Below are 360 nucleotides of genomic sequence, written 5' to 3' on the forward strand. Positions count from 1 at the left end.
CTATTATACTGCAGCAACTGACAATCGTCGTCGCCACATGCGTTGGGGGATTGCGATTGCCATTTGGACGATGGAATTATTTAAGGATTTCTATTTGGCTGTGACTGGTCAATGGGAACCAAGTTTGTTGCCACTGCATTTGTGTGGCTTTGGGTTGATGATGATTGCGGTGGATGCCATCCATCCTAACAAAACCACCCGGGAAATTTTGTATAGTTTAACGATTTGGGGAGCTTTCGCCGCTGAAATTTTCCCAGATTGGGCGTACTATCCAATTATGAATCAATGGGCATTGCAAAGTTTCTTGATCCACGCATTGTTGATTGCCTATCCAATGATGTTGATGGTGAGTGGCGAAAT

General features: G+C 44.2%; 1 protein-coding gene. It reads left to right on the forward strand.

What is annotated here, in order from left to right; translation table 11 throughout:
• A partial coding sequence (locus KH400_RS22655) for a TMEM164 family acyltransferase (protein ID WP_217228482.1) occupies window positions 1-360 on the forward strand: 360 nt, incomplete at both ends.

It is taken from the genome of Desertibacillus haloalkaliphilus, assembly GCF_019039105.1.
GTDB classification, from domain to species: Bacteria; Bacillota; Bacilli; order Bacillales; family KJ1-10-99; genus Desertibacillus; species Desertibacillus haloalkaliphilus.